Source organism: Lysobacter capsici, from assembly GCF_014779555.2.
Lineage (GTDB): Bacteria > Pseudomonadota > Gammaproteobacteria > Xanthomonadales > Xanthomonadaceae > Lysobacter > Lysobacter capsici.
In genome coordinates this window covers 5,140,454-5,160,772 of the sequence record NZ_CP094357.1, presented here as the reverse complement: position 1 = coordinate 5,160,772, position 20,319 = coordinate 5,140,454, and the positions used below count along the sequence as shown (strand labels likewise).

Here is a 20,319-nt window from a genome sequence, read left to right as displayed (position 1 = left end):
CGTCCGTCATGCCGCCCGGGCAGCGGCCGGCGGAGTCGATGCCGATCGAGTCGATGCCGGCCGTTAAACCCGCATGGCCGCAACCGTCATGCCTTACCCGCGCCGCTTGCGCGTTGCCCTCGGCGCATCGCGGGTCGGCAGCTCCAGGCCGTGCTTGACCACGTCGAACACCAGGTGGGTGTCGTAGCGCTTGACGTTGCCCTCGTCGAGGAACAGGCGGTCGACCACCTGCCGGCAATGGGCGACGCCGGTGGTGGCCAGGATCACCAGGTAGTCCCATTCGCCGGCCAGGGTGTAGCACTGCTGGACTTCGGGCGCGGCGCGCACGCGGGCGTGGAAGGCGGCGTTGCCCTCGGCCGACTCGCGCTCCATCGTCACCCACACCGCGGCCAGGGTGCTGCCCAGCGCCAGGGGGTCGAGCACCGCCACCTGCCGCATCAGGCCGTCCTGGCGGTAGCGGGTCATGCGGCGCTGCACCGCGCTGGGCGACAGGCCCACGGCCTCGCCCAGTTCGCTCAGGGTCACTGACGCATCTTGCTGCAGGAGTTCGAGCAACTTGTGGTCGAACTCGTCCAAAACCAGGGGGCTACCATTCATGCAAGATTTTTGCGTCTGTACGGGCAATAATTCAACCGTAATTTGAATGACATCGATACGCTATTCTCGATCCCACCGCACGAAGAATTTTTATGTGTGGGTTCGCTCCCCCAACCCCTTACATACGGACGCCCCCGGGATGTCCCGGTACGTGACGCAAGCCGCCGTGCCCGAACAGATCGGCGAGATTCTCGCGCTGATCCGCGAACACGGCCCCAATCCCTGGAATTTCCTGCCCGACGTCGAGCTGGCCGCGCACTTGTCGGCGATCCGGCTCGGCCGCACGCAGGCCATCGTCGCGCTGCACGAAGGCGAAATTGTGGCTGTCGTCACATTCGAGCCGAGCGACGCTTTCCACCGCTATCAGCCCGACGGTCGCGAGATCGAATGGCAGGGCCATGTCGGCGAGGTCGTGGTCCATCGCGAGCATCGCGGTCAGGGGCTGGGCACCCGGCTGCTCAAGGCGGCGGTGGGGCGGCTGCTGCAGATGGGATTGGTCGAGATCTATGTCGAACGCCACGAGGAGAACGAGGGCTCGGCGGGGATGATGCGCAAGGCCGGTTTCGTGGTGATCGACGTGTTCGACGATCCGCGCCGCCGCGATGTCGGCAGCCGTCGCACTTCGGTGTCGCGTTACGGGCCGCATCCGTGATGAAGGGGCGTACGCGTTGCCGCGTGCGCCGGAGCGTGGGGGCGTGGTGCGGGTAAGGCGGGCGGGTTGTGTCGCGTCGATTGATTGATCGGTGGTGGGTGCCGGACTCGTCGTGACCAAGCGGCGATGGCGCGGGCCGGGTGTCGCCGCGGCCCGTCCCATCCAGCGGCGGATTCGCATCGACCGGTCGCGCGTTTGTTTTCGCAATGGCTCGCATGGATCGCGGCGAACGACTTCGCGGGCGGCGTGGCGATCGCCCGACCCCACGAATCGTTAAAGGCTGACTCAAGTTTTTCTCGCTGCTGTTTTTCCCGCGTTCGCGCCAAGCTGTTCCTTTTCTCTTCCGCCGTTCTCTCCCCCCGAGTACCCGCGTCATGAGCGCCGCTCCCTCGTCTTCTCAATCCCGCGCGCCCAGCGCGCTCGCCGTCGCGCTCGCCCTGGGCTCGGTGTACGTGCTGTGGGGGTCGACCTACCTCGGCATCCGCTTCGCGCTGCACAGCTATCCGCCGTTCCTGCTGGGCGCGGCGCGCATGTTCCTGGCCGGCGTGATCATGTACGCGGTGCTGCGCTGGCGCGGCGTGCCGGCGCCGACGCGCAAGCAATGGCGCACCTTGTGGGTGCTGTCGATCTGGATGGTGCTGCTGTCCAACGGTCTGGTGAATCTGGCCGAGACTCAGGTCGATTCGGGACTCGCGGCGATCGCGGTCGCCTCGATGCCGTTGTTCGCCGGCGTGTTCGCGATGCTGCGCGGACGGCACCCGTCGAAGGTCGAATGGATCGGCCTGGCGATCGGTTTTCTCGGGGTGATCTGGCTCAACGCCGGCGGCAAGCTGTCGGCGTCCACGCTCGGCCTGGTGTGCCTGATCGTCGCGCCGATCGCCTGGGCCTGGGGCTCGATCTGGAGCCGCGACCAGGACCTGCCGTCGCCGTTCATGGCCGCCAGCGCGCAGATGCTGACCGGCAGCGTGTGGATGCTCGGCGCGGCCGTGGTCACCGGCGAACGCATTACATCGATGCCCACCTTCGGCGCCACGGCGGCGTTGCTGTACTTGGTCGTGGCCGGTTCGATCTTCGGCTTCACCGCCTACATCTGGCTGCTGCACCACGTGCGTCCGGCGTTGGCGACCAGCTATGCCTACGTCAATCCGCCGATCGCGGTGCTGTTCGGCGCATTGCTCGCCGGCGAGCGTTTCACCTCGCACGACCTGGGCGCGATGGCGGTGATCTTGGTCGGCGTGGGCATCATCACCCTGGCCAAGGCGCGCGCGGGCAAGCCCGTGCCAGCGGCGGCGCCGGCGATCGGCCCGGTGGCCGCGGCCGAACCGCGCGAGCCCGCGTCGACGGAAGTAACCGATCTGGAGAAACGCGCATGAGCACCCCGACCGACCGCCGCGGGCTGTGGATCGCGGTCGCGTCCTTCGTGCTGTGGGGGCTGATGCCGCTGTACTGGCATCTGCTCAACGCGGTGCCGTCGCTGCAGATCGTCGCCCATCGAATCGTCTGGAGCACCTTGCTGGTGACCGCGTGGCTGTGCTGGAAGTTCGGCCGGCATTGGTTGCGCGACATCCTGCGCGAACCGCGCAAGGCGGCGATGCTCGCGCTCAGCGGCGTGCTGATCGCGTTCAACTGGGGCTTGTACATCTGGGCGGTCAACGCCGGCCATGTGATCGAGACCAGCCTGGGCTATTTCATCGGGCCGCTGGTCAGCGTGATGCTCGGCGTGCTGTTCCTGGGCGAACGCCTGCGCGCGGTGCAGTGGCTGGCGATCGCGCTGGCCTTCGCCGGCGTGCTGTGGCTGACCTTCCAGTACGGCCGGCCGCCGCTGATCGCGCTCGGCCTGGCGGTGTCGTTCGCGGTGTACGGCCTGGTGCGCAAACTGGTCGCGGTCGAAGCGGTGACCGGCCTGGGCGTGGAGAACGTCTATCTGTTCGCGCCGGCGCTGGCGCTGATGCTGTGGGGCGAGACCCACGGCCAGGGCGGTTTCGTCGGCGGCTGGGGCTGGGGCACCGACGTGCTGCTGGTGATCGCCGGCGCGCTCACCGCGTTGCCGCTGATCGGCTTCGCCTATGCGGTGCGGCGAGTGTCGCTGACCGCGATCGGCCTGCTGCAATACGTCGCGCCGACCTTGCAGTTCCTGATCGGCGTGCTGATCTTGCGCGAGCCGTTCAATGCCGAGCGCGCGATCGGGTTCGTGATCATCTGGATCGGCCTGGCGGTGTTCGCCAGCGAGGGGTTGCTGCGGTCGCGGCGGATGGCGGCGGCGCAAGCGGCTTGAGCTTCAGTCGAACAAGCCTTCGAGCCAGCCTTTGACCAGCACATAGGCCACAACCCCCAGCACAGCGATGACTCCACGACGCCAGGCGCCTTCATGCCAGCGCCGTTTGCGCGCGCGATGGCGGATGTGTTGACGGGCCTGGGACGTGGACAAGGTCGCGCCGGCGTTCTGTTGCGCCTGCAGCCGCTGAGGAAAGGTCGCGCCCGGCGCGGCCGCGGATGCCGGCTGCGCGCGTGCCGCGGCGACCGGCGTGTGCGCGACCAGGTAGCCGTCGATTTCCGCATCGCTCATCGCCGGCTCCCAGTCCTCGACGAACGCGGCCGCGATGCGCCGTCGCAGGGCCAGCGTGGTGACGTAAGCGGTATCGATCGCAATGCCGTAGCCGTTCAACATGATGACCAGTGGCGCGTAACGTCGGGTGCTGGCGGCGCTCTGACCGCTGACCCGTTGCATCCACACCGGCAGTCGACCGCGGTAGCGGGCCGGATCGCGTACGCACACCTGCAATGTTTCGATGTAGCGCCCGAACTGGTAGATGTAATTGCGCCGGATGCCGACGACGTCGCGCCAGTCGATCAAGCCGAAGTCGGGCGAGTGGATGCCGGCCGCATCGATGCGCAATTCGCGCGGTTGCAGGCGATGACGCAGCAGCCAGATCCAGCCGGCGACGAGCGCGACGGCGGCCATGAGCAACGCCCCCAGATAGTCGGCGGCGTGCCAACCGCAGTAGGCGATGGTGGCGACAAACAAGGCCATGAGCGGCGTGCCGACGGTCAGCGAGCGCGGCAACGATGCGGTGCCGCGCAATTCCTTGTGCGCCAGCGCCGCGCGCAGTGGCTTGCGCGGATCGTCGCCGCGACTGTGATCGATGCGGTGGATCGCCCGCAAGCACAGCGCGAGGCCGCCGATGCAGAGCGACAACAATGCCAATTTCAGATAAGGAGTGTGGCTTTCTAGCGCGTCGTTATCGAGCGCCACCACCATCGCGAGCACGCCCGATGCGTAGGCTGCGCCGATCCACAAGCGCCTGCGAGTCGCGTTGTTCATCCATGCCCGAGCGTTGCCCCTGATTGCGGCCCACTCTAGAGCGAATGCAAGGCCAATTGAAGCATCGGGCACGCCGTCGCCGACGTGCCCGATGCGGCGCTCATCACAAAGCCCGCAGCGCCGAAGTCACCGGCAAGGTCGCCGCGCGCAGCGCCGGGAACAGGCCGCCGACGAAGCCGATCGCCAAGGCCCACTTCAGGCCGCTCCACAGCAACTCGCCGGTGACGCGGAAGTCGAAGGTCAGCTGACCCACGCCGCCGGCGATGGTCGAGGCGGTGTAGCCGTTGAAGATCAGCCACGCGAGCGCGCCGCCGATCAAACCGCCGAGCAAGGCCAGCAGCATCGTTTCCAGCATCACCGCGACCACCACCGGCAGACCGCGGAAGCCGATCGCGCGCAGGGTCGCGATCTCGCGCGCGCGGGTGGCGACGGTGGCGAACATGGTGTTGAGCGCGCCGAACACCGCGCCGATCGCCATGATCGAACCGACCACGATGCCGATGATGCGGATCACGTTGGTCATCTGTTCGGATTGCTTGGCGAAATACTCCGCGGTGGTGGTGGTGTCGACCTGCAGCCGCGGGTCGCCGGCCAGCGCGGCCTTGAACGCCTTGAACTGCTTGGCGTCGCTGAGCTTGGCGATGACCGCGTTGCGCGAGGCGCCGCGGCGGTAGGTGGACGCGACCATGTCGGCGTCGGCCCACACTTCCGAATCCGTCGCGTCGCCGGCTTTGAAGATGCCGACCACGGCCCACTGCTCGCTGCCCAGGCGGATCTGCTTGCCGACCTCCATGCCGGCGAACTGACGCTGCGCGCCGCTGCCGACCACCACTTCGCGCTTGCCGGTCTCGAACTTGCGGCCCTGCACGATCTTGATCTGCGGCCGCACCTGCCAGGCACGATCGCCGACCCCGCGCAACTGCACGCTGCCGTCTTCGTCGGGCTTGCCGCCCTTGATCGGCAGGTTCGCGGCGACCACCGTTTCCGGCGAGGCCAGCGGCCGGCCGTCGGCGGCGCGGGCGATGCCGGGCGCCTGTTCGATGACGTTGATGCTGGCCAGGTCCAGGGTCGACATCACCTCGGCCGCGGACGCGCCGCGCAGCACCATCGCGGTGTCGTCGCTGCCGGTGCGCGCGAGCGTTTCCCTGTAGCCCTCGGCCATCGACAGCATCGCCACCAACACCGCGACCACGCCGGCGATGCCGATCACCACCACCGACGAGGAACCCGCGCGCTGGCTCAACGTGCTGATGCCGACGCCGGCCACCGACGCGGCCTGCTGGCCGCTGCGCGTGAGCAGCATCCACAAGGCGAACGCGACGGCGAGGCCGAGCAACACCGGCCACGGCGCCAGCGCCCAGGCCACCAGGCCGGCGGCCAGGGCGGCGAAGATCAGCAGGCCGCGTAAGAACGATAGGAATTTTTTCATGTGCGCTCTCCGTTAGCGTCCGGCCAATGCATCGACGATGTTCAGGCGCATGGCGCGGATCGCCGGCAAGAGGCCGACCAACAGACCGATGCCGACCATCAGCATCAGCGCCACCGACCAACTGTGCCAACCGATCCGCGGCACGTTGATCGCGCCGTTGCTGCCGGCGTTGACGATCGGGCCGAGTCCATCGGCCAAGGCCACGCCGATCACGCCGCCCAGCAACAGCAGCAATACCGATTCGGCCAGCACCAGCATCAACACGCTGCGGTCGGGGAAACCGATGGTCTTGAGCACGGCCAGTTCGGAGGTGCGTTCGCGCACCGCCTGGGCCATGGTGTTGCCGGTCAGCAGCACCAGGGTGAAGAACACCGCGCCCATGATCGAGCCGACGATCAGGCCGATGTCGGCCATCTGCTTCATCCAGCTCGCTGTCGCCGCCGCTTCGGTCTGGGTCTTGGTCTCGTGATCGGAATTGGCCGAGATCGCGTCGATGGCCTTGGCCACGCGGTCGCTCTGGCTCGCGTCCTTCACTTCGGTGACGTACCAGCCGACCTGGCCGCGGTTGTAGGGCGTGGAATCGTCGAAGTACTTCCAGTGCAGCAGGATCATCTGGTCGAACCAGCCGCCGGATTTCTTGTCGGTGGCCGCGAGCGTGCCGACGATGTCGAAGCTCCAGTTCTTGCTGCCGTCGCTGCTGGTGAAGATGGTCGACTGCAGCGGCAGTTTCTGTCCGACCTTCCAGTTGAAGCGCTTCATCAGCCCTTCGCCGACCAGCACGCCGGTGCGGGTGGCGGCGAAGGCCTTGCGGTGCGCGGCGGACACGGCCATTTCCGGATACAGATCCAGATAGTTGTCGGCCACGCCGAAGCTGAAAATCTGGTTGTGCGGATCCTGATAGGCGCCGCCGAACCAGTTCGCGTAAGTGACTTGCTTGACGCCCGGCACCTGGGCGATGCGCTCGTTGAGCGACATCGGCAACGGCTGGATGAACGACAGGCGCGAACCGGTCTGCAGTCGCTTGACGCCGTTGGCGCTGTTGCCGGCCTGTTCGAAACTTTCGCGCACGCCGTCGAGCAGGCCGAACAGCAGGAACGCGGCGATGATCGACAGCAAGGTCAGCGCCGTGCGCGTCTTGCGCCGCATCAGCTCGGCCCAGATCAGATGGAAATATTTCATGATGGCCGCTCCCGACTCATGCCGCGTGCGACTGCTGCTCGACCAGGGTGCCCTTGTCGAGGTGCAGGGTGTGGGTGGCGTACTCGGCGGCCTTGGGGTCGTGGGTCACCATGACGATGGTCTTGCCGTGTTCGCGGTTGAGCAGTTGCAGCAGGTTGAGGATTTCCTCGGCCGCGTGCCGGTCCAGATCGCCGGTGGGTTCGTCGCAGATCAGCAGAGTCGGGTCGGACACGATCGCGCGCGCGATCGCCACGCGCTGCTGCTGGCCGCCGGACAGTTCGTTCGGGCGGTGGCTGCGGCGGTCGGCCAGGCCGACCAGGGTCAGGGCGATTTCGGCGTTGCGCTTGCGCTGGGCGCCGTTCAACGGCGACAGCAGCAGCGGCAGTTCGACGTTGCGTTGCGCGGTCAGGGCCGGCATCAGGTTGTAGAACTGGAATACGAAGCCGACATGGCGGCTGCGCCACTGCGACAACTGGCCGGCGCTGAGGCGATCGATGCGCTCGCCTTCGATGGTGATTTCACCGCCGGTGGGATTGTCCAGTCCGCCGATCAGGTTGAGCAGCGTGCTCTTGCCCGAACCCGACGGGCCCATCAGCGCGACGAAATCGCCCTTGGCGATATCCAGGTTGATGCCGTGCAGCACTTCGACCTTTTCCGGGCCGCGCTGGTAAGTCTTGGTGAGGTTTTTGATCGAAACCAGGGTGTCCATCTTCGACGTCCTCAAGCGTAGGGATTGCGGTGAAAGGAGCCAACACGCGCCGCGCGCGGGTCGCGGATCGGTACAGCGGCCGCGTATGGCGGCCGGTTCGGAAGTCCGGCACGGCCGCTTGGGTCGCGGCCGTGGTGATCGTGGCGGTGCGCGCGCCAGGCGCGGTGATCGCCCGGTTGCGTTACTTCGACCTTGCGTACTCCGAGGTTGCGCTGGTTCGAGGTTGCCTTACTTCGACGAATCGGCGTCGCCGGTTTCGACACGCACGCGCGATCCGTCTTTCAGCGAATCGGGCGGATCGAGCACGACGGTCTCGCCGCCGCTCAGGCCGGCGGTCACTTCGCGATCCTCGCCGAGCTTGCGGCCCAGGCTGACCTGGGTCTGCGCGACCTTGTCGTCGTTGACCACGAAGGCCACGTCCTTGCCGTCGCGCTGGGCCAGCGCGTTGGCGGGAATCATCGCGCTGGGCTTGGTCTGCTTGGGCTGGTCGGGCTTGGCCGCTTCCAGGAAGCTGACCCGCACGCCCATGTCCGGGACGATGCGCGCGTCGCGGGTCTTGATCGCGATGCGCACCTTGACCGTGGCCTTGCCGCGGTCGGCGGTGGGAATGATCGCGATCACTTCGGCCGGGATCTTCCAGTCCGGATACGCGTTGAGCACCGCCTCGACCGGCATCTTCGGCTGCACGCGGCCGATGAAGGATTCGCCGACGTCGACTTCGATCTCGAGCGAATCCATGTCGACGATGGTGCCGATGCCGGTGCGGGTGAAGCCGCCGCCGGCCGACAGCGGCGAGACGATTTCGCCCGGCTGCGCGGCCTTGGCGGTGACCACGCCGGAGAACGGCGCGCGCACGATGGTGTTGTCCACGCCCAGGTCGGAGATGCGCAGGCTGTCCTGCGCGACCTTGACGTTGCGCTGCGCGGTCAGCAACTGCGCGCGCAGCGAGTCGCGGCTGGCGACGGCCTGGTCGTACTGCGACTTCGACACCAGTTGCTGTTTGACCAGCGACGACAGCCGCGTGGCGTTGACCTCGGCTTCCTTGAGCTGGGCCTGCACGCGCTGGGTGTCGCTTTGCGCGGCGCCGAGCTGGGCGGCGGTGAGTTCGCGCTGGGCGTTGGCATCGATCGGGTCGAGCGTGGCCATGACCTGGCCTTCCTCGACGCGCTGGCCTTCTTCGATCATCACCTCGCGCACCTTGCCGGTGATCTTGGCCGAGACCGTGGCCATGCGCCGCGCGACCACATAGCCGGTGGCGTCGAGCACCGACGCGCCCGCGCCGCCGCCGATCGCGGTGACCGTGGCGGTCTGGACCTTGGCGCCGGCGTCGCGGCCGAACAGCTTCCAGCCCATGACGATCAGCGGCACCAGGAACAGCAGCGCCAGGCCGATCACCAGCAGGCGACGGCGACCCGAAGGCTCCGGCGCGCGGTTGCGGTCGATGCGCAGTTCCTTCAACAGGTCAGCCGATGCACTCATGGTCTCAACCGATACGCCAGATGACGCCTAGTGTGAACGTCGCGAAGGGCGCGCGCCAACCTGCTGAAAGTCAGTTTCTGTCAGCCCTGGAGTCGGCGGTTTTGCATGACAAGTGTCATTCGCGGTGTGCGTGCGCGCGCCGGCATCGAGCCCGCGACGGCTCGAAGCCAGACTGTAGGAGCTGCGCGAGCTGCGACCGCGATACCGCAAGCGCCGTCGCAAGCGCGATGTCGCGGTCGCAGCTTGCGCAGCTCCTACAGTCGGGCTTCGCGGGATGCGCCATCGGCGAGGTTCGCGTCGGCAGCAACCCCGCCGGATCAGTAATCGGCGGGGTTGGCGCTGAAATTCACCGGCACGGTGATGTTGACGCAGCCGCCGGCCGGCAGCGCCGTCGCGCTCAGGGTGATGGCGTTGCCGCCGGCCGCGCCGCCGCTCGCCGCCGAGCAGGTGCCGCCGCCGGTGCCGGCGCAGGTCCATGGACCGCTCAAGGTCACGCCTGGGGGCAGGGTGTCGGTGATGGTCGCGCCCGCGGCCGGGTCGGCGCCGGCCGCGTTGCAGGCGCGGATCGTGTAGGTGCTGCTGCCGCCGGGCGTGTAGGTGGTCGGCACGTCGGCCTTGGTGATCGACAGCGCGCTGGTGCCCAGGCGGTTGGTGAAGGTGCAGGTGACCGCCTGCGCCTGACCGTTCGCGGCCGCGCCGATCACCGACACCGGCAGGGTGATGTTGACGCTGGTGCCGGTGCCGGTCGCGACCGTGGCGCCGGCGCCGTTCACGCAGGCGTAGGTGCTGACGTACAGCGCGGTGGTCGCGGCGGTCGGCACTTCGGTCACGGTGGTGGTGATCGCGGTGGTGGCGATGTTCTGGGCGACGGTGAGATCGGGCGCTCCCGACGCGCTGTTGTGATACAGGGTGCGGAAGTTGGTGGTGCCGTTGTGGCCGGCGGCGATGGCGAAGGCGGTGCCGCCGATGCCCAGGTCGAAGCGGCCGGTGGCGCCGGTCGGATTGAGCTGCTTGATCACCCGCACCACCGGCTTGATCTCGATCATGTAGTCCTCGACCTCGCCGCTGTCGAGGCGGCCGGTCGGGGTGGCGGTGCTGAGCTGGCTGCCCTGGGTCGCGCGCAGGCGCACGTAGCTGCGGCCGGCGGTGGTCGCGACCGGCACGGTCCAGTTGAGCGTGGTCGTGGTCGCGCCGCTGGCCACCGCGTTGCATACGCCTTCGCCGCCGTCGAACACGCCGTTGCGGTTGAAGTCGATCCAGCCGCACACGGTGCCGGCGGCGGTGCTGCCGCTCAGGCTCGGGGTGAGCGCGTAGGCCTGCCCGATCAGGCCGGTGTGCAGGGTCGCCAGTGGCGTGGTCAGGCCGTCTTCGTCGGCGCCGTCGCCGGCCCCGCCGTTGTTGTCGGCGCCGGCCGCGACCGCGTTCGGGCTCGGGGTGACCGCGGGCGTGTCGTTGAACACGTTGGGGTTGTCGACGTCGACGCTGGCGCCCAGGCGGATGCCGTCGACGATGTGGCTCGCCGCCACGCCCGCGTCGTAGCTGGCCGGCGCGTCGCCGAAGTCTTCGTCGACGCTGGTGGTGACCATGTAGCCGTCGTCGCCGAGCGCGTTGCCGAGGGTGGCGTTGAAGACGTTGCGGGTGCCGGACATGCCGACGTTGAGGGTCACCGAGGTCACCGTGCCGTTGACGCGCAGGCTGCCGCAGCCGGCGAGCTGGGTGGCCGGGGCGGTGGCGGTGGTGCAATTGGTGCCGTTGTAGGTCGGGTTGACCAGGTCGAACGAACTGCCGCCGCCCAGGGTCTGCAGATTGACCGCGCCGCCGAGCAGGGTGAAGGTCGCGCCGGCCGGCACCGAGCTGGCGATGGCGTGGGTGGCGCGGGCGGCGGTGATGGTGACCGTGTCGCCGGTGATGCTGCGCACGCTGCCCAGGCCGACGAAGTGGATGATCGGATTGGTGACCGGCCGGCTGAAGCCGATCGTCAAGGTGCCGATGTTCGGGCAGGCGACCGTGGCCGCGGCATTGCTGGCGAAATTGCAGGCCGCGCCCAGGGTCTGCATCTGGATGCCGGTGGTCGTGGTCGGCACGTTCGGAGTGAACATCGCCGAGGTGGCGCCACCCAGGGTGGTCAGCGGCACGTTGTTGGCGACGATCTGGACGTTCGCGCCGGTAACCGTATAGGTCGTGGTCAGCGTCGAGGGATACGGCTTGGTCGACGCGCTGTTGAAGCCGATGGTGCCGCTGGCGGTGGCGTTGTGGACCTGTGCCGCGCCGGCCCCGGAACTCCATAACCCGAGAGCGGCGGCCAGGCCGGCGCTGGCGGCCAGCAGTGCGATACGGTGCCCAGGCCGTTGAAAACGCGCTTCGATCGCCATGTCCTACCCCCGAGTGATGCAGTGCAGACCTCGCGTCCGGCGAGGGCCCCTGTGAGTGCAGTGCTGTTTCACTCTACGTGAGACACAACCAGTACGGATTCATGCCCTTTAGGCGCTTACGCAATTTGTGCCGATGTGCGGACAAATTAGTGATGAATAGCGCTATCGCCCCAAAGCCATCCGTAAAGCTAGCCGCATAAAAGACTCTTATCGGGTGTTCTTGTCTACATACATAAGTGGCTATTGGCACACAGATACAACAAAAAACCCGCCCGGCTTGCGCCGGACGGGTCGTTTGGGGTGCTGAAGCGGTTGTGGGCGCTGGTGGTGCCGGGTCAGTAGGCGCCCGGGTTCGGGCTGAAATTCACCGGCACCTGCACATTGATGCAGGCGCCGACCGGCAGGACCACGCCGGTCAGCTGCACGCTGTTGCCGCCGGCCGCGCCGCCGCTGGCCGCGCAGGTGCCGCCGCCGGTGCCGGCGCAGGTCCACGGGCCGCTCAGGGTCACGCCATTGGGCAGCGGGTCGTTGACCGTGGCGCCGTTGGCCACGGCCGGGCCGGTGAGGTTGCAGGCGCGCAGGGTGTAGGTCGTGGCGCCGCCCGGGGTGTAGCTGGTGGCATTGCCGACTTCGCCCTTGACCAGGCTCAGCGCGATGTTGACCGCGATCGGCGCGGGGACCTGGGCGCACTGCGGGTTGCCCGCGGCGGGGCAGGTCGGCAGCGGATCGGGGTCGCCGCCGCCGGCCACCGCGACGGTGTTGGTCGGGGTGCCGGTAGCGGTGGCGACGATCGCCACGTTCAAGCGCACGCTGGCGCTGGCGCCGGCCGCGATCGGCGCGCTCGGGGTGAAGGTGCAGGTCACCGTGCCGGTCGCCGGCAGGGTGCCGCAGGCCACCGTGCCTTGCGCGCTCGAGGCCGAGACCAGGCTGAAGCCGGCCGGCAGGGTGTCGACGAGGGTGATCGCGCCGGTGGTCGGGCCGCTGCCGGTGTTCTGCAGGCCGATCGCGAAGTAGCCGTCGGCGGCCGCGCCGGTCTGGCCGGCGGCGAGCGTGCCGCTGACCGTCTTGCTCGCGGTCAACTGCGGCTGGACCACGGTCAGCACCTCGTCGGCGACCAGATTCACCAAGTTGTTGGTGCCGCTGATGCTGGCGTTGGTGTTGTGGTACACGCCGACCGTGTTGGAGGTGACGTTGACCGTGATCTGGCAGGCGAGCTGGCTGCCGACCGCGCCGGCACCGTTGACCCGGCCGCCGTTGACCGCGATCGAACCGCTGCCGGCGACCGCGGTGACGGTCATGCCGGCCGGGAAGGTCGTGCCGAGCGCGCCACCGGCCGCGCAGTTGGTGCGGATGTTCGGGGTCGGCGCGATCACCACGTTGGCCGGCAGGGTGTCGACGAAGTTGATGCTGGAGGTCGCGTTGACGCTCTTGTTGGACAGGTTGAAGGTCAGCGTGGACACGCCGCCGGTGTTGATCGTGGTCGGCGCGAACGACTTGGTCAGGTCGACCGAGCTGATGGCGAAGGTGATGCGGTATTCGACATCGAACGTCGCCGCGCCGGCCGGCACGTTCCACTGCGCGGCCATGCCGTTGTCGGTGGCGTTGTTGGTGTCGATGTTGTTGTTGAGGTTGCCGGCGTTGGCGCTGTTGCCGGCGGTGACGCAGGGATTGGTCGTGGTCACGGTGCCGTTGCAGATCAGCGACTGCGCCTGGCTGTAGGTCGCGCTGAAGTAGCGGTCCCAGTTCGGCGTGCCCGAGGACGGCTCCCACCACAGCGCCTCGAACTGGTCGTTCTTGATCACGCCGACCAGGTCGGGGCGGCCGCTGGTGTTGCCCGGGCTGGTGCGCATGAAGCCCGGGCCGTTGTCGCCGCCCTGCAGGTAGGTGTCGACGTTCTGATAGAACTTGATCGTCGCGCCCGTGGCGGGCATGCCGCTGAGCGAGACGCGGCGGGTGAACCACGCCTGCGGGGTGATGTAGCGATCGACGATCGTCACCCGGATCGCGCTGTCGGCCGCTACGGACGGCTGCAGCACGGTGGTCACTTCATAGGGCGAGGCCGCCGTGCCGGTGCCGCTGAGCCCCGACTGCGAGACCTGGTTGAAGAGCGTAAACGGATTGCCGGCGGCATTGTTGGCGTTGGTGTAGACGCGGGTGCTGGGGTTGGTGCCGCGGTCCACGCGCAGGTACACGCCGTTGTACAGCGTGCCGGCCGTCGGCGTGGCGTTGGCGTTATAGACCTGGTCGGCATTGCTGAGCCGGACCTGGAACTGGCTGTTGCTGCCCCAAGTCACCCGCAGGCCGTCGGAACCGTTGGCGAGCACGCCGCCGGTGGGGTTGGCGACCTGCTGGCTGGTGGCGTTGGCGGCATACGCGCCGCCGCTCAGGACGAGCGCGCAGGCACACAGCGCCAGACCGGCCTGGCGGCCGAAACGGATCAAGCGATTCATGAAATCCCCTGTTGAACGAGCCTTACTACGAAGGTTTGGGCGCGCTGTCGCTGCCTGGCTGCCCCGGCCCTGATCGATCCGGGTGCCGTTAGTGACTTGCATGGCACTTGTTATGTGCCACAAATCACATTTTGCGGCAAGGCGACCGCCGACGCCAGCCCCCGAGCCGGCGATCACCGAGTCGAACGGGTTGAACGCGGGCAGGGGACGGCGCAGGACACGGATGGCGTGCCTGGATGCGCAAAGATGCCGTTCAAGCGGTTGAGCGGAGGCGTAGTCCCGGACCCCGACTGTAGGAGCTGCGTAAGCTGCGACCGCGACCTCGCGCCTGCGACGCAAGCCGGAACAGCGCGGTCGCAGCTTGCGCAGCTCCTACAGTCAGAGATCGCCGGATCAACAGACGGCGCGGTGACGCCGGGCGATCGCCGGGCTCAACCCGGGGCGCAAAGATGCTGTTCAAGCGGTCGAGCGGGGGTGTGGTTCCGGCCCCCGACTGTAGGAGCTGCGTAAGCTGCGACCGCGACCTCGCGCCTGCGACGCAAGCCGGAACAGCGCGGTCGCAGCTTACGCAGCTCCTACAGTCATAGATCGCGGATCAACAGACGGCGCGGTGATACCGAGCAATCGCTGGGCTCAACCCGGGGTGCAAAGATGCCGTTCAAGCGGTCGAGCGGAGGCGTAGTCCCGGGCCCCGACTGTAGGAGCTGCGCAAGCTGCGACCGCGACATCGCGCCTGCGACGCAAGCCGGAACAGCGTGGTCGCAGCTTGCGCAGCTCCTACAGTTAGAGATCGCCGGATCGGTAGACGGCGCGGCGACGCCGATCCGTTGTCCGCCTCAGCCCGGGCCAGCGCCAGCCCGCGCGCGACGCAGCCGTTCCACCCGCTCGCGCACCGCGGCGACCAGGGCCGGCAGCGAGTCGAAGCGCGGCACGTGGTAGCGGTCGGCGGTAATGTCGACATTGCCCTTGCGCCAGAACCCGTCCGGGCAGGCCAGCAGCAATTTGCCCGAGCCGGCGTGCAGGCCCAGTTCCAGCAAGGTCACCGGGCTCTGCGAGCCGGGCGCGAAGTACATCGCGATCACGTCCGCGCGCTGCAGCGCGGCCAGTTCCCATTCGACCTGGCGGCGAAATTCGGGCTCCTCGGCGCTGGGCTTCCAGGCCGGGTTCCAGTCGTCGCGGCGCGGGTTGAGCAGGACCACGCCTTCGTCGGCCAGCTCGCGCGCGACCTGCGCCTGCCAGTCGACCGAGCCGCCCATGTCGATGCTGCCGGCCAGGAACACGCTGATGCGGCCGTCGTCCGGCAGCGGGTTCGGCGACTGGATGGTGATCGAACGCGGCGGGTTCGCCGCCGCGGTGTCGCCGGCCACGGCGCCGCCGGACAAGGCCATCGCGGAAAACATCAGCAGCGCTTTCATGTCGGTGGGGTCCTGTGCGGGCGAAGTGATGGGGTGTGGCGGCGCATGAGCGATCGGCGCGGCGAATCGGAACATCGGCCGGATCAGGGTCTGATCCCGGCCGATGCCCACGACTGCGTTGAAAGCGCGCGATCGATCACTCGCTCGCGTGCGCCTTGAGCATGGCGTAGGCCGCGCGCAGGCCCTGCGCTTCGCCGCCGGCCGGGCGGCCCGGGCGGTCGGCGTCGTTCCAGCTGTACACGTCCAGATGCGCCCACGGCAGATCGGCGGGGACGAAACGCTCCAGGTACAGCGCCGCGGTCACCGAACCGGCCATCTTCGACGGACCGGCGTTGGCGAGGTCGGCGATGTTGCTGGTGAGATAGCGCAGGTACGGACGCCACAGCGGCATGCGCCACAGCGGGTCGCGCTGGCGCTGGCCGGCTTCGAGCCACTGCACCGCGATCGCGTCCTGATTGGTGAACAACGCCGGCAGGTCCGGGCCCAGCGCGATCCGCGCCGCGCCGGTCAGGGTGGCGAAGTCCAGCAGCCAGACCGGCTTTTGTTCGCCGGCGTAGGTCAGCGCGTCGCACAAGATCACCCGGCCTTCGGCGTCGGTGTTGTCGATCTCCACGCTGATGCCCTGACGGGTGGCGATGACTTCGCCGGGACGGAACGCGTCCGGGCCGACCGAGTTTTCCACCGCCGGCACCAGCAGGGTGATCCGCAGCGGCAGCTTGCGCGCCATGATCAGTTCGGCCAGCGCGATAGCGTGCGCGGCGCCGCCCATGTCCTTCTTCATCCAGCGCATGCCGTCGGCCGGCTTGAGGTCGAGGCCGCCGGTGTCGAAGCACACGCCCTTGCCGACCAGGGCGATGTGCGGGTGCGCCTCATCGCCCCAGCGCAGCGCGATCAAGCGCGGCGCGCGGTGCGAGGCGCGGCCGACCGCGTGGATCGCGGGGAAGTTCTGCTCGATCAGCGCATCGCCGGTGATCACCTCGATCTCGGCATCGAAGCGCTGCGCGATCTCGCGCGCGACCGCTTCGAGTTCGGCCGGGCCCATGTGCTCGGTCGGGGTGTTGATCAGATCGCGCACGCGCACGCAGGCGGCGAGCAGGTCGAAACTTTCGTCGCCTTCCAGCGCCGCGTCGACGACCAGTCGCGCCGGTGCGCGCATCGGCGTCTTGTAGCGGCTGAAGCGGTAGCTGCCCAGGCCCCAGCCCAGACGCAGCGCGCTCACGCTCGCCTCGTCGTCTTCGCCGCTCACCTGCCAATCGCGCTGCGGCAGCGCGAACGGGGCGTGGCCGTAGGAGAACGGATCGCGCGGATCGCCGATGCCGAGCGCGGCCGAGGCGATGCGGCCGTTGCCGTCGGGCAGGGTCAGCACGGTGCCGGGCGAGGCGTCGAAGCCCTGCGCGTCGACCCAGGCCGCGGCCGATTCGCTCAGCGTCGCGCGCCAGCTGTCGAACGAGGCGCGGCGGACCAGGGCCAGCGGCAGCGCGTCGCCGGCATCGGAGGTGAAACCCAGGGGCAGAGTCATGCGGTGGCGGTGTCCGTGCGGTGCGCCGCGTCCAGCCAGTCGGCCAGTTCGGCAAGGGTGGTGAATTCCAGGTCCGGACGCGCGTGTTCGCGCGGCCAGCTGCGGTGTTCCCGATTGATCCAGCAGGTGCGCAGGCCGGCCTGGGCGCCGCCGACCACGTCCATCTCGATGTCGTCGCCGACGTGCAGCACCTGCGCCGGCTCCACCTCCAGGCGCGCGCAGGCGGCGTGGAAGATGCTGGCGTCGGGCTTGGCCCGGCCGTGTTCGCGCGCGCCGAGCTGGAAGCGGAACAGCGGCATCAGCCCGATCCGGTGCAGGTCGGCGTTGCCGTTGGTCAATGCCGCCAGCGGCAGCCGCGCGGCCAGGCGCGCGAGCGCGTGCTCGCTGTCGGCGTAATGCTCGACCTCGCAGCGCGCGGCGAAGAACACGTCGAACGCGGCCGCGGCCAGCGCGGTGTCGTCGCCGGAATCGCGCAGCATGTGCTCCAGGGTCAGCCGGCGCTGTTCGGTGAAATCGTGGGCCAGGTCCGGCCGCTGCGCGGCGATGCGGTCGCGCAGCTCGCGCATGGCCGGCGCCGGATAGCGTTCGGCGGTGCGCGGCGCGTGCTCGCGCAGCCAATCGACGAGCACGCTCTCGGCCCGGATCATGACCGGAGCGATGGGCCAGATGGTGTCGTCGAGATCGAGGGTGATGGCGCGGATGGGTAAGGTCATGCGCGCATTTTAGCGCGCGGCGACCGGCTGAATGGGTGACGCGCGGCGAGCGGCCCGGGTCGGCACCGGCTTGTGCCGGGTTGTGGAAGCGTGGTGACGCTGGCGAAAGCTGCCCGGGCCGAAGTCCATTTCGCGAAATCGCGTCGTTCTTGCGCGGCGGGCACGACGACCGCCACGGTCGTCGGCTCGCGGCGAACGCTAGCGCGACGGCGTCAGCGGCGCCGGGGCCTCCAGCCCGCGCGCCAACCGGTCGACCTGCTTGAGCAGATCCGGAATCCGGTGGCTGCCGCTCATCCGCGCGACCGCGGCGCGGGCCTCGTCCAGCGTCATGCCCGCGGCCGATACATACAAGGGCCGATCGCTGCCGCCGCGCCGCACTTCGGTTTCGGCCGGCGTGCCCGCGTAATAAGTCTTGGCGATGCCGACCACGGGCAAGCGCTCGCCCAGCGCATCGCGCAGGTGCGCGCCGAGCCCGGGCCGTCGCTCGGCGCCGAGCCAGACGTAGCCGTCGATCGCGATGCAGTCGATCGTCGCCTCGGCCAAGGTGTCGAGCAGACGCAGGATGCACGGCAGTTCGCGCCGATAGAACTCGCCGGGCACGTACTCGGCGACTTCTTCGCAGACCACGGCGTGGGACGCGAGCGCTTGCGCATCGTCCCAATCGGCGAACAGGACGCCGGCGACGGTGGCGGAGGTTTCGCGGTACTGGACGTCGACGGCGAGGATCATTGCGGACTGTTCGGGGCGATTACGCGGCTGCAGAAGCGCTGACGATTCCGACGCGGCGGAGGGGACAGCGGCGGCACTGAGTCCGCTGCCACAAAGACCTCGAATACCGCGGCGCGAGGCTTGGCGCGCGACCTCACTCCAGCAACTTCGACCAACCCTCCAGGCCTTCGATCCGCGCCAGCACCAGCTTCACGCACACCAGCATCGGCACCGCCAGCAGCAGGCCGATGATGCCCCACAGCCAGCCGAAGAACATCAGCGCCAGGATCAGCACCAGCGGCGACAAGCGCATGCGCCGGCCCAGCACGATCGGCGTCACCGCCTGCGATTCGATCGTGTGCAGCAGCAGGTACAGCCCGACCGGCAGCAGCGACGGCCACAACTCGTCGAACGCGACCAGGCCCATCAGCAGCATCACCGCCATGCCGATCAGCGGGCCCACGAACGGAGCGAAATTCAGGATCGCCGCCATCGTGCCCCACAGCAGCGCCTCCTGCACCGGCACGCCCAGCGCGTACAGCGCGCCCGCCAGGGCCAGGCCGAGGCCGGTGTTGATCAGGCTGATGGTCAATACGTAGCGCGAGATCTCGCGCTCGATCGAATGCAGGATGTCGATGGTGACCACTTTCTTGCGCTGGCTCGGCAGCAGGGCGATCGCGTTGCGCTGCAGGGATTCGCCGTAGACCATGAAGAAGAACGTCAGCAGCACCACCGCCAGCGCCTGGGCGATGTACTTGGGCGTGGCGGTCAGCGAGCGATAGGGATCGTTGAGTTCGGTCTTGACCACCTGCACCGGCTTGCTGGTGCTTTCGCCGCCGGCGGCGCGGGCGAAGTTCTGCGCGGCGCGGTTGGCGTCCTGCAGCGGCTTGGTCATCTGCCGCAGCTTCGGGCCGATCTGCTTCATCTCGCGCGGCACCTGACGCACCCATTCGCCGGCCGGCTCGGCCAGTTGCACGGTCAGCGCGCCGGCGACCGCGAGACCGCCGGCCAGCACGATCAACGCACCGAGGACACGCGGCACGTAGAACTTGCCGAGCAGGCGCAGGATCGGATTGCCGACCAAAGCGAAGAACGCGGCCAGCAGCACCGGCAGCAGCAGTTCCTGCGCGGCCCACAAGGTGTAGCCGATCGCGAGCATCGCCAGCACCAGCAGCGGCATCGACGCGCGCGGACGCGGCGGCGGCGGAGGCTTGGCCGCGGTGTCGGGCGGTGGCGATGATGCGGTTGCGTCGGTTGCGGACGTCGGGGTGTCGGCGGTCGTATCGACGCTGGGCGCGGACGCAGCGGTGCGCGCGTCGGCCGGCGGCGTTTGCGCCGGGTCGGACGGCTCGGTTGAGGCGGACGGCGGCGCGGGCAGGCTCAAGGCGGCGAAGGCTCGGCTTTCAGGAGCGCGTACTGTGCGCTGTTGCGTGTGTGTTCGCCATCACGCCGGGCACACGCCCGGCCCATCGCCAAACGAGTGCTTTAAAACGCAGTCACGGCCCGGGTCGTTGCGGGAAGCGCATGCCGACCGGCGTCGATGCCGGGAGCGAGGTCATCGCGACAAAACGCAGTCACGGCCCGGGTCGTTGCGGGAAGCGCATGCCGACCGGCGTCGATGCCGGGAGCGAGGTCATCGCGACTCAAACTGCTTGCGCCTGCGAGGATCGACGCGCCACGACATCGCCGGCGCGACCCAGGCGCGGTGTCGCGGTCGCGGCTGGCGCCGCTGCCGCAGTCGGAAACCAGGTTGGCAATGGCGAATGACCGAAGCA

Annotated in this window: 15 protein-coding genes and 1 pseudogene; 3 read left to right on the top strand and 13 right to left on the bottom strand. The window is 68.5% G+C overall.

All coding sequences use genetic code 11. From position 1 onward, the window contains the following. Positions 1-93 precede the first annotated feature (93 nt). Positions 94-597, bottom strand: a complete 504-nt coding sequence (locus IEQ11_RS21285) for an Lrp/AsnC family transcriptional regulator (protein WP_036106319.1) — start codon at positions 595-597, stop codon at positions 94-96. 151 nt (positions 598-748) lie between these two features. Here IEQ11_RS21285 and IEQ11_RS21280 point away from each other — a divergent pair, with 151 nt between their 5' ends. The 3 genes and pseudogenes from IEQ11_RS21280 (at position 749) to rarD (ending at position 3,524) form a co-directional block, all read left to right on the top strand. Beyond that, positions 749-1,249 (top strand): GNAT family N-acetyltransferase, encoded by a 501-nt coding sequence (locus tag IEQ11_RS21280; RefSeq protein WP_198338893.1) that lies wholly within the window; start codon positions 749-751, stop codon positions 1,247-1,249. Between the two features lie 374 nt (positions 1,250-1,623). Next, a pseudogene (yedA, locus tag IEQ11_RS21275) lies at positions 1,624-2,514 on the top strand (drug/metabolite exporter YedA); the annotation flags it as partial. A 104-nt stretch (positions 2,515-2,618) separates the two neighbouring features. Continuing rightward, on the top strand, positions 2,619-3,524 hold the full coding sequence (gene rarD, locus IEQ11_RS21270; protein WP_191822528.1) for an EamA family transporter RarD: 906 nt from the start codon (positions 2,619-2,621) through the stop codon (positions 3,522-3,524). Positions 3,525-3,527: 3 nt separating this feature from the next. Here the strand turns inward: rarD and IEQ11_RS21265 are convergent, their stop codons facing one another. From IEQ11_RS21265 to IEQ11_RS21210, 12 genes are all read right to left on the bottom strand, one after another. Then, the gene (locus tag IEQ11_RS21265) at positions 3,528-4,643 is read right to left on the bottom strand and encodes a hypothetical protein (RefSeq protein ID WP_191822527.1); all 1,116 of its coding nucleotides are present in this window, start codon (positions 4,641-4,643) and stop codon (positions 3,528-3,530) included. A 31-nt stretch (positions 4,644-4,674) separates the two neighbouring features. Then, positions 4,675-6,000, bottom strand: a complete 1,326-nt coding sequence (locus IEQ11_RS21260; protein ID WP_191822526.1) for an ABC transporter permease — start codon at positions 5,998-6,000, stop codon at positions 4,675-4,677. Between the two features lie 12 nt (positions 6,001-6,012). Then, positions 6,013-7,179, bottom strand: coding sequence for an ABC transporter permease (locus IEQ11_RS21255; RefSeq protein ID WP_191822525.1), 1,167 nt, complete (start codon positions 7,177-7,179; stop codon positions 6,013-6,015). Between the two features lie 16 nt (positions 7,180-7,195). Beyond that, the gene (locus IEQ11_RS21250) at positions 7,196-7,888 is read right to left on the bottom strand and encodes an ABC transporter ATP-binding protein (protein ID WP_036106336.1); all 693 of its coding nucleotides are present in this window, start codon (positions 7,886-7,888) and stop codon (positions 7,196-7,198) included. Between the two features lie 228 nt (positions 7,889-8,116). After that, the gene (locus IEQ11_RS21245) at positions 8,117-9,367 is read right to left on the bottom strand and encodes an efflux RND transporter periplasmic adaptor subunit (protein ID WP_191822524.1); all 1,251 of its coding nucleotides are present in this window, start codon (positions 9,365-9,367) and stop codon (positions 8,117-8,119) included. A 317-nt stretch (positions 9,368-9,684) separates the two neighbouring features. Then, positions 9,685-11,739 carry a GEVED domain-containing protein gene (locus IEQ11_RS21240; protein WP_191822523.1) on the bottom strand — a complete coding sequence of 685 codons (2,055 nt, stop codon included), beginning with the start codon at positions 11,737-11,739 and terminating at the stop codon, positions 9,685-9,687. A 335-nt stretch (positions 11,740-12,074) separates the two neighbouring features. Then, positions 12,075-14,189, bottom strand: coding sequence for a DUF7933 domain-containing protein (locus IEQ11_RS21235; protein ID WP_191822522.1), 2,115 nt, complete (start codon positions 14,187-14,189; stop codon positions 12,075-12,077). 836 nt (positions 14,190-15,025) lie between these two features. Beyond that, positions 15,026-15,604 carry a nucleoside 2-deoxyribosyltransferase domain-containing protein gene (locus tag IEQ11_RS21230; protein ID WP_191822521.1) on the bottom strand — a complete coding sequence of 193 codons (579 nt, stop codon included), beginning with the start codon at positions 15,602-15,604 and terminating at the stop codon, positions 15,026-15,028. 136 nt (positions 15,605-15,740) lie between these two features. Continuing rightward, positions 15,741-17,123 (bottom strand): leucyl aminopeptidase family protein, encoded by a 1,383-nt coding sequence (locus IEQ11_RS21225; protein WP_191822520.1) that lies wholly within the window; start codon positions 17,121-17,123, stop codon positions 15,741-15,743. Continuing rightward, on the bottom strand, positions 17,120-17,836 hold the full coding sequence (locus IEQ11_RS21220; protein ID WP_096416145.1) for an HAD family hydrolase: 717 nt from the start codon (positions 17,834-17,836) through the stop codon (positions 17,120-17,122). Before IEQ11_RS21220 ends, IEQ11_RS21225 begins: the two co-directional genes overlap by 4 nt. Before the next feature lie 198 nt (positions 17,837-18,034). Then, on the bottom strand, positions 18,035-18,598 hold the full coding sequence (locus IEQ11_RS21215; RefSeq protein WP_281439946.1) for an endonuclease V: 564 nt from the start codon (positions 18,596-18,598) through the stop codon (positions 18,035-18,037). 100 nt (positions 18,599-18,698) lie between these two features. Beyond that, positions 18,699-19,928 (bottom strand): AI-2E family transporter, encoded by a 1,230-nt coding sequence (locus IEQ11_RS21210; RefSeq protein ID WP_425494652.1) that lies wholly within the window; start codon positions 19,926-19,928, stop codon positions 18,699-18,701. Between the last annotated feature and the right edge of the window lie 391 nt (positions 19,929-20,319).

What these genes read in the sequence shown, in the direction of transcription:
- IEQ11_RS21225 (WP_191822520.1), bottom strand. Translation starts at nt 17,123, where the DNA reads ATGACTCTGCCCCTGGGTTTCACCTCCGATGCCGGCGACGCGCTGCCG.
- IEQ11_RS21250 (WP_036106336.1), bottom strand. Translation starts at nt 7,888, where the DNA reads ATGGACACCCTGGTTTCGATCAAAAACCTCACCAAGACTTACCAGCGC.
- rarD (WP_191822528.1), top strand. Translation starts at nt 2,619, where the DNA reads ATGAGCACCCCGACCGACCGCCGCGGGCTGTGGATCGCGGTCGCGTCC.
- IEQ11_RS21285 (WP_036106319.1), bottom strand. Translation starts at nt 597, where the DNA reads ATGAATGGTAGCCCCCTGGTTTTGGACGAGTTCGACCACAAGTTGCTC.
- IEQ11_RS21230 (WP_191822521.1), bottom strand. Translation starts at nt 15,604, where the DNA reads ATGAAAGCGCTGCTGATGTTTTCCGCGATGGCCTTGTCCGGCGGCGCC.
- IEQ11_RS21245 (WP_191822524.1), bottom strand. Translation starts at nt 9,367, where the DNA reads ATGAGTGCATCGGCTGACCTGTTGAAGGAACTGCGCATCGACCGCAAC.
- IEQ11_RS21235 (WP_191822522.1), bottom strand. Translation starts at nt 14,189, where the DNA reads ATGAATCGCTTGATCCGTTTCGGCCGCCAGGCCGGTCTGGCGCTGTGT.
- IEQ11_RS21255 (WP_191822525.1), bottom strand. Translation starts at nt 7,179, where the DNA reads ATGAAATATTTCCATCTGATCTGGGCCGAGCTGATGCGGCGCAAGACG.
- IEQ11_RS21220 (WP_096416145.1), bottom strand. Translation starts at nt 17,836, where the DNA reads ATGACCTTACCCATCCGCGCCATCACCCTCGATCTCGACGACACCATC.
- IEQ11_RS21240 (WP_191822523.1), bottom strand. Translation starts at nt 11,739, where the DNA reads ATGGCGATCGAAGCGCGTTTTCAACGGCCTGGGCACCGTATCGCACTG.
- IEQ11_RS21260 (WP_191822526.1), bottom strand. Translation starts at nt 6,000, where the DNA reads ATGAAAAAATTCCTATCGTTCTTACGCGGCCTGCTGATCTTCGCCGCC.